Source organism: Pilimelia columellifera subsp. columellifera (assembly GCF_039532605.1).
GTDB classification, from domain to species: domain Bacteria; phylum Actinomycetota; class Actinomycetes; order Mycobacteriales; family Micromonosporaceae; genus Pilimelia; species Pilimelia columellifera.
In genome coordinates this window covers 38,190-45,924 of record NZ_BAAARY010000017.1, presented here as the reverse complement: position 1 = coordinate 45,924, position 7,735 = coordinate 38,190, and the positions used below count along the sequence as shown (strand labels likewise).

Genomic DNA, 7,735 nt, shown 5'->3' with positions numbered 1-7,735 from the left:
CTCCTGGACCACCCAGACCGACGTCAACAGACTACGATCCGGCACCCGCTACCAATTCAAAGTCCGCGCCAAGAACTCCGGCGGCTGGGGCGCCTGGTCAAAGGGCGTCTACGCCACCACCTCCTGGTGATCGTAAATCCGCCGACCACCGGCTGGCTCCGGGTCAGTCCGAGCCGAGGACAGCGCCGTTGTCGGCGTCGACATCGACTTCCCGTTCGCGTCCGCCGAGATCGAACTTCATCTCCCAGATCGGCCCGTCGCCACGTTCGTCGAGTTCGGCCTCGGTCACCCTGGCGCAGGGAAAGGCGTCGGCCACGATCGCCGTGGCCTGCGCGGCGTTGACCGCCGTGGACCGAACTCGGCATCGAGTTCTGGATCGATCTCCAGCTCGAACGACGCTCCGCCCCGCTGCCCGGTGACGGTAGACCGCCGGTCGTCGCGGTCATCATCCCGGTCCCCGGCGTTGGCCACTGCCGTCCCGGCGAGAAGAACCAGGCTGCTGGCCGCTATCACCATGAGTACAAACGGACGGACGCGCGAGGCGAGCCCGCCCCGGACCGGGCTCGACGTCCCCTACCGCGTCACGAACTGCTCCCGGAACGCGGTGACCTGGCGGTCCGGGAGCGGCGTCCTGTCCCTGGCCGACGCCCGTTGCCAGACCGGCGCCGGGGCCGCGGCCAGCTTGGCCAGCGCGGCGATGAGATCCTCGGTCGGCCCGTCGGGATCGAGGGTGTGTGCCTCCGCGGGGTCGAGCGCGGGCACCGCGACCTGCGAGATGAGCGGGTGCGCCGGGCGCTCGTCGACCTCGTCGACGCCGAACAGGTCCTCGTGCAGCTTCTCGCCGGGCCGGAGGCCGGTGAACGCGATCTCCACCGGTCGCTCGGCGGTGGCGGCGAGCCGGCGCGCCACGTCGGCGATCCGCACCGGGGCGCCCATGTCCAGCACCAGGGCCTGCCCGTCGCGGCCCACCAGGCTCGCCTGGATCACCAGCTGCACGGCCTCCTGAACGGTCATGAAGTAGCGGGTGATGTCCGGATGGGTGACCGTGATCGGCCCACCGGCGGCGACCTGCGCGGCGAATGCGGTGAGCACCGAGCCGCGGCTGCCGAGCACGTTGCCGAACCGCACGTTGAGGAACTGGCCGGGATTGACCAGCCCCGCGTGGGCGGTCAGCCGCTCGGTGATCCGTTTGCTGTAGCCGAGCACGTTGACCGGGTTGGCCGCCTTGTCGGTGGAGATGTTGACGAATCGCTCGACGCCGGCGCACGCGTCCAGGACTGCCAGCGTGCCCCAGACGTTGGTCTTGACCGCTTCGCCGGGCGAGCGCTGGAGCATCGGCAGGTGCTTGAGCGCGGCGGCGTGGAATACCACCTGGGGGCGCCGGTCGGCGACGATCGCGCGGATCCGGGCCACGTCCCGGATGTCGGCCAGGATCGTGTCGGGGGAGTCGAGCATGGCCCGGCCATGCAGCGCGAGCTGGACGGCGTGCAGCGCCGACTCATCCCGGTCGAGCAGCATCAACTCGGCTGGCCGCAACGCGTGCAGCTGGCGGCACAGCTCGGCGCCGATGGAGCCGCCGGCGCCGAGCACGAGGATGCGCTTGCCGGTGAGGTGGCGGTGGGCGGCCGCCAGGTCGGTCTCGATCCGCCGCCGGCCGAGCACCTCGTCGAGGTCGATGTCGGTGACGTCGCGGATGCGGCCGCGTCGGTCGAGCAGATCGTGGATCGACGGCACGGTGGTGAGGGCGGCCCCGGCGGCACGGGCGTGGGCCCGGACGTCGGCGAGCAGCATCGGGTCGAGCGCCTCGGCGGTGACCGCGATGGCCCGGGCGCCGGTGGCGGCCACGGCGGCCCCGATCTGGTCGCGACCTCCGATGACCGGCACGCCACGGATCCGGAGCCGGCGCTTTTCTGGGTCGTCGTCGAGCAGGCCCACCGGCCGGTACCGGGCCTGCGGGTCGTCGAGCATCGCGTTGAGGGTGGCCTGGCCGACCCGGCCGGCGCCGTAGAGCAGGATCGGATCGGCGGCGGTGAGCCGGGCGTGGTCGCGTTGTTCCCGTCGGGCCCGCCAGGCGCTGCGGGCCGCGCACATGAGGACCAGGGCGCAGGCGCCGCCGAGGGCCGGGGTGCTGATCGGGACCGGGCGGGGCTCCACTGTCGCGGTCGCGACGGTAAGAGCGGCGGCGGTGAGAAGGACGGCCAGGGTGATCGTCCTCGCCTCGGCGAAGCTGGCCGGTCGGTGCCGACCGCGGTACAGGCACAGCGCGTGGCCGGCGCCGACGTGCAGCAGGCCGGCGGCGGGCGCGGCGAACGCCAGCGGGCTGAGATGGGCGCTGGTGAGCGACAGTTCGTAGCGTGCGATGACGGCGGCGCTGAGCCCGGCCGCCCAGGCGGCCAGATCGACGAGCGCCCACCAGGACCAGTATCGCGTCTTGCCCTGCTTCATCCTGTTTATCCGCCAATACGCTATATCGCGCTCTGCGCGTTAGTGAGTCGGGACCTGGCCGGTCACGCGCCCGAAGCGCGACGCGGCGCCTTCCCGAGACTAAATCGATCTTTTCGGAGAATAGGTAGGAAACTGCTTTCACCTGCTTCGCGGTCTCTCCAGCCATATAGTTGTTCTGTCGTTCTATGGGGGATTTGGGGGCTGAGCTGTGGAGCTGCCGGACCTGCTACGAGCCGTCCGTAAACGCTGGTGGTGGGTTCTGGGCGCGCTATCGGCGACGCTGTCCCTGGCCGCCGTCGTCACGGTGAACACCACCCCCCGCTATGCCACCTCGCTCACCTTCTTCGTCAGCACTCCCAACAGCGGCGTCGGCGCGGCGTACGAGGGCGGGCTGTTCACCCAGCAGCGGGTGAAGTCCTACGCCAGCCTCCTCGCCAGCGACCGGCTCGCCCGTCTCGTCGCCGGGACAGCCGGCGCGGGCCTGGACGCCGAGCGGGTCCGCCAGCGGATCACCGCCACCGCCAAGCCCGAGACCGTGCTGCTCGACGCCGTCGTCGTCGACGAGTCCAGGCAACGATCGCTGGCCCTGGCTACCTCGTTGGCCCGCCACTTCAGCACCCTGGTCGAGGAGCTGGAGACACCGCCGGGGCAGAGCCGCTCGGCCGTCAAGGTCGAGCTGGTCGTCGGGCCGGCCCTGGACCCGACGCCGGTCGCGCCCCGGCGGGTCCGCAATCTGGCCCTCGCCGCGCTGCTCGGCGTCCTCATCGGGGCCGGCTGCGCGGCGCTCCGGGAGATCCTCGACACCACCATCAAGACCAGCGACGGCCTGCGGGACCTCGTCGGGGCCCCGGTGCTGGCCAGCGTGCCGTTCGACCAGGCCGCCCGGGACACCCCGCAACGACTGGTCACCCACGCCGGACACTCGCCCCGGGCCGAGGCGCTCCGGCAGCTGCGCACCAACCTGCAGTTCGTCGACATCGACCGTCCGGTCCGGACGCTGGCGGTCACCAGCGCCGTCTCCGGCGAGGGCAAGTCCTCCACCGCCTGCAACCTGGCGATCCTGTTCACCGAGGCCGGCAAACGGGTGCTGCTCATCGACGCGGACCTGCGCCGGCCTCGGATCGCCGAATACCTGGGCATCGAGGGCGCCGTCGGCCTCACCACCGTCCTGGCCGGGCAGGCTGAGCTGGGCGACGTCCTCCAACCGTGGGGGGCCGGTCTGTGGGTGCTGCCCAGCGGGTTCCTGCCGCCCAACCCCAGCGAGCTCCTCGGCTCGGAGCACATGTCCGACCTGCTGCGTCACTTCCGGGACCAGTTCGACATGGTCATCGTGGACTGTCCGCCGCTGTTGCCGGTCACCGACGGCGCGATCGCGGCGGCCCGCGCCGACGGCGCGCTGCTGGTCACCCGGGCCCGTAGGACCACCGCGGCCCAGGTGGCCGCCGCGGCCGCCGCGGTCCGCTCGGTCGACGCCCGGCTGCTGGGCTGTGTGCTCAACATGGTCACGCCCGGTGATGGCGACCCGTACCAGTACTACGGCTATGACGCCGGCGCGCCGGATCGGCGGAAGGGCCACCACCGATCCGGCGCCGGGCCCGCCGACCGGTTCGGGGCGCGTCCCGAACCGGTGAGCGCGGGGCAGGACCGGTGACCCCCGCCCAGCGGCGGGCCAAACGGGCGATGGATCTGGCGCTGCTGCTGCTGGTAGCGCCGGTCGCCGTCCTGCTGGTCGCGGTCACCGCGATCGTGGTCGCGGCCACGATCGGCCGTCCGGTGCTCTTCGTCCAGCACCGGCCCGGCCGCCACGGCGTCGGCTTCCCGCTGGTCAAGTTCCGGACCATGCGGCCGGTGGACCCAGCCGGAGCGCTGGTCGCGGACGAGCAGCGGCTGACGCCGGCCGGACGGCGGCTGCGGGCGTCGAGTCTGGACGAGTTGCCGTCGCTGTGGAACATCGCCCGCGGCCAGATGAGCTTCGTCGGACCTCGCCCGCTGCTCATGTCATATCTGGACCGGTACACCGCCCGGCAGGCCCGCCGGCATGAGGTGCTGCCGGGCCTGACCGGCCTGGCGCAGGTCCAGGGTCGAAACGCCGTGCCGTGGGACGAGCGCCTGGAGTGGGACGTCCGTTACGTCGAGGGGCGCAGCCTGCGCGGCGATCTGTGGATCCTGGCGGCGACGATCGGCGTGCTCCTGAGCCGCCGCGGCGTCACGGCCCCTGGCGCGGCGACGATGCCGGAGTTCGTCGGCGCCGGGGACCGGTCCGGTGCGCAGACGGCCCGTTGACCTCCTGGCCAGTCAGGGATGTATGGACTGTTTTAGCCGTTGTTTTCCCTGGTCGTGCGGTACCGGCGCGGTAGCGTTCAACTATGCGAATTACCTATATTGTGCCGTATTTCCGTGACGCCACGACGGGTGGCGGGGACCGCGCACAGGAATTCGCCCGCCGTCTGGTCCAACGCGGCCACCAGGTCCGCCTCGTCGCCGACGCCGCGCCGGCGGCCGCTCGCCAACCTGCTGACCTTGTCGTTGCCACGGGTCCGCTACGCGCCGCCACCGTCCGCGGCGCCCTGGCTGGCTACCGATCCCGCACGCCCCTGGTCGTCGAGGCCCCGGACCTGGGCCCGGAGCGGACGGGCGCCCGCGATGTCAGCGGTCCGGCCGGTCGCGCCATCGCCCGCGGCCTGGAAACCCTCGTCTACCGCCGCTCAGCCGCCGTCGTCGCGCTGACCCCGCGGGTCGCCGACCGCATCCGACGCCGGTTTCCCGGCCTCCCGGTCGAGATGATCCCGCACGGCTGCGACTTCGACCCGTTCGTCGGCGCGGACCGCGCCGGCGCCGCGCTGCGCGCCCGTACCCCGTGGCTCGGTGACCGTCCCCTGCTGCTCTACGCCGGACCGCTGGGCCCGGCGAACGGCGTCGAGCACCTGGCCCGCGCCTCAGCGGCGCTGGCGGAGCTGGACCCTGACGTCCGCACGGTCGTCGTCGGCGACGGCCCCCGTGCTGGCGTCGTCCAGTCCCTTGCTGCCGGTCTCGGCACGCTCGACCGCACCTTCTTCGTCCTGAACGCCGCTGCCCGACCTGACGTCGTCGCCTGGTTCGGGGCCTGCGACCTCGCCATGTCCACGCTGGCCGATCGGCCACAGCTGCGGGGCGTCGCCCCGGCCCTGGTCTTCGACGCGCTCGCCGCCAGCAAACCGGTGGCCGTCAACTACGGCGGCTGGCTGACCGACCTGCTGGTGGAGACCGGCGCCGGCGTCTGGTTGCCGCCCGACGACCCGGCGCAGGCGGCCAAGATGATCAACCATCTACTTGATGATCCGCGGGGCCGAGCCGAAGCCCGGGCGGCGGCGGCCGGTCTGGCCGCCCGCAGGTTCAACCGCGGCCGACTGTTCGAGCGCTTCCACGAGGTCCTCATGACGGCGGCCGGCCGATGAGCCGGCGCCGCCGGTGGCGACTGGTCCGCCGCCGCGCCCTCATCGGCGCGGGCCTGACCGTCGCGTTGCTGGCCCCGTGCGCGGTCTGGGCCGGGATGCGGGGACGCTCGGTACAGACACACCTCGTGGCCGCCGCCCGGCTCGCCCAGACATTGCGCCAGCAGGTCGCCGCCGGCGAACCCGCCGCCGCTGCCGCCACTTTGACCAGGTTGCGCGCTGAGACCGATCTGGCACAGGACTCCGCCGCCGATCCGCTCTGGCGGGCCGGGACCGCCCTGCCGGGCGTCGGGGACGACATCGCCGCGGTGAACACCGTGGTCGCGGTGCTCGTCGAGCTGGCCGCCGAGGGTCTGCCGGCGTTGGCGCGCGCCGCCGAGGGCGTCAACCTGACCGATCTCGCCCCCCGCGCCGGCGTCCTGCCGGTCGGCGTCATCGGCGAGGCCGCGCCAACCCTGGACGCCGCTGAACGTTCCTTCGCGCGGGCCAGCACCCGGGTGGCGGCGATCCCGCTCGACGGGCTGACGGCGCCGGTCGCGGCGGCGGTCGTGAAGCTGCGGGCCGAGCTTGCCGCCGCCGCCAGCCAGACGGCGACGGTCGCTCGCGCTGGCCGGCTCATCCCGGCGATGCTCGGCGCCGACGGTCCGCGCGTCTACCTGCTGATGTTCCAGAACCTGGCCGAGGTCCGGGCCACCGGCGGCATGCCTGGGGCGTTCGCTGTCGTCCGGGCCGACCGCGGCCGGGTCCGGGTCATCGACCAGGGTTCGGCCGCTGGGTTGCGACCATTCCCGAGCCCGGTGCTGGCCCTGGATCCCGCTCGACGCGCCCTGTACTCCGACCGACTGGGCGCCTTCCCGGCCGACGTGAACCTCACGCCGGACTTCCCGACCGCCGCGCGGCTGTTCGCTGAGATGTACCGGCGTCGCAGCGGGCGCACGGTCGACGGCGTGCTCGCGACCGACCCGGTGGCTCTGTCGTACCTGCTGCCGGCGCTGGGCCCGGTGCCGGTCGCCGGCGGCCCGACCCTGACCGCCGGTGATGTCGTGCGCACCCTGCTGTCCCGGGTCTACCTGACGATCGGCTCGACGCAGGAGCAGGACCGATACTTCGCCGCCGCCACCAGGGCCGTCTTCCAGGCGCTCACCCAGCGGCGTCCGCAGCCCAGGGCGCTGGTCGACGGGTTGGCGCGCGCCACCCGCGAGCGTCGGCTGCTCGTCTGGAGCGCCCGTCCGGCCGAACAGCGGGAGCTGGCCACCACTGACCTGGCCGGACAGTTGCCGGTCGTCGATGGTCCGCGACCGTTGCTGGGCCTCTACCTCAATGACGGAAGCGGCGCCAAGCTCGGCTACTACCTGCGTCCGGCGGCGACGGTCACCGCCGGACGCTGTTGGGCCGACGGGCGGCGGGAGCTGACGGTGCGCGTCCAGCTCAGCTCGGTGGCCCCACGCTCGGGACTGCCGCGTGCGGTGACCGGGCTGGCGCTGGCAGGCGATCCCACCACCGCCCGCACGCTGCTCGTGCTGGTCGCGCCCGCCAGGGGCGGGGTCGTGTCGGCGACGGTGGACGGTCGCCCGACGCCGCTGGGCGCCGGGCGGGAGAGCGGGCGCCCGGCGGCGGTCCTCACCCTCGACGTGCCGGCCGGCGGCGCGAGGGTGGCGCAGATCGCGGTGGTGTCCGGCCCGGGCGCGACCGGGGCGCCGCGACTGTGGACGACGCCGATGGCGACTCCGTGGAAGGTTTTGCATCGTTCGGCTGAATCGTGCACTCCCGCCACGTAGGTTCGGGCTGACAGGTGAATATCACTCATTGACCATGAAACATCACGGGGGGTAATGTGCGCTCGACCAGGATCATGGCTG

The 7,735-nt window shown here is 72.8% G+C and carries 6 protein-coding genes and 1 pseudogene; 5 read left to right on the top strand and 2 right to left on the bottom strand.

The window, feature by feature from the left end; translation table 11 throughout:
* Positions 1-130 (top strand): fibronectin type III domain-containing protein (locus tag ABD287_RS18590; RefSeq protein ID WP_425565548.1); only part of this gene is annotated, 130 nt, incomplete at its 5' end.
* A 33-nt stretch (positions 131-163) separates the two neighbouring features.
* On the opposite strand, the pseudogene ABD287_RS15590 reads toward ABD287_RS18590, so the two are convergent.
* Both ABD287_RS15590 and ABD287_RS15585 read right to left on the bottom strand, forming a co-directional pair.
* Positions 164-331: pseudogene (locus ABD287_RS15590) on the bottom strand (PepSY domain-containing protein); the annotation flags it as partial.
* A 242-nt stretch (positions 332-573) separates the two neighbouring features.
* Positions 574-2,445: a polysaccharide biosynthesis protein gene (locus ABD287_RS15585; RefSeq protein ID WP_344173737.1), complete on the bottom strand. Its 1,872-nt coding sequence runs from the start codon at positions 2,443-2,445 to the stop codon at positions 574-576.
* Positions 2,446-2,653: 208 nt separating this feature from the next.
* Here ABD287_RS15585 and ABD287_RS15580 point away from each other — a divergent pair, with 208 nt between their 5' ends.
* The 4 genes from ABD287_RS15580 (at position 2,654) to ABD287_RS15565 (ending at position 7,654) form a co-directional block, all read left to right on the top strand.
* Positions 2,654-4,096 carry a tyrosine-protein kinase domain-containing protein gene (locus tag ABD287_RS15580; RefSeq protein WP_344173736.1) on the top strand — a complete coding sequence of 481 codons (1,443 nt, stop codon included), beginning with the start codon at positions 2,654-2,656 and terminating at the stop codon, positions 4,094-4,096.
* Positions 4,093-4,728: a sugar transferase gene (locus ABD287_RS15575; RefSeq protein WP_344173735.1), complete on the top strand. Its 636-nt coding sequence runs from the start codon at positions 4,093-4,095 to the stop codon at positions 4,726-4,728. The genes ABD287_RS15580 and ABD287_RS15575 overlap by 4 nt, the downstream gene beginning before the upstream one ends.
* Positions 4,729-4,811: 83 nt before the next feature.
* Positions 4,812-5,879 (top strand): glycosyltransferase, encoded by a 1,068-nt coding sequence (locus tag ABD287_RS15570; protein WP_344173734.1) that lies wholly within the window; start codon positions 4,812-4,814, stop codon positions 5,877-5,879.
* A complete protein-coding gene (locus ABD287_RS15565; protein WP_344173733.1) occupies positions 5,876-7,654 on the top strand; it encodes a DUF4012 domain-containing protein in 1,779 nt (592 codons plus the stop codon). Before ABD287_RS15570 ends, ABD287_RS15565 begins: the two co-directional genes overlap by 4 nt.
* The last annotated feature ends 81 nt before the right edge of the window (positions 7,655-7,735 follow it).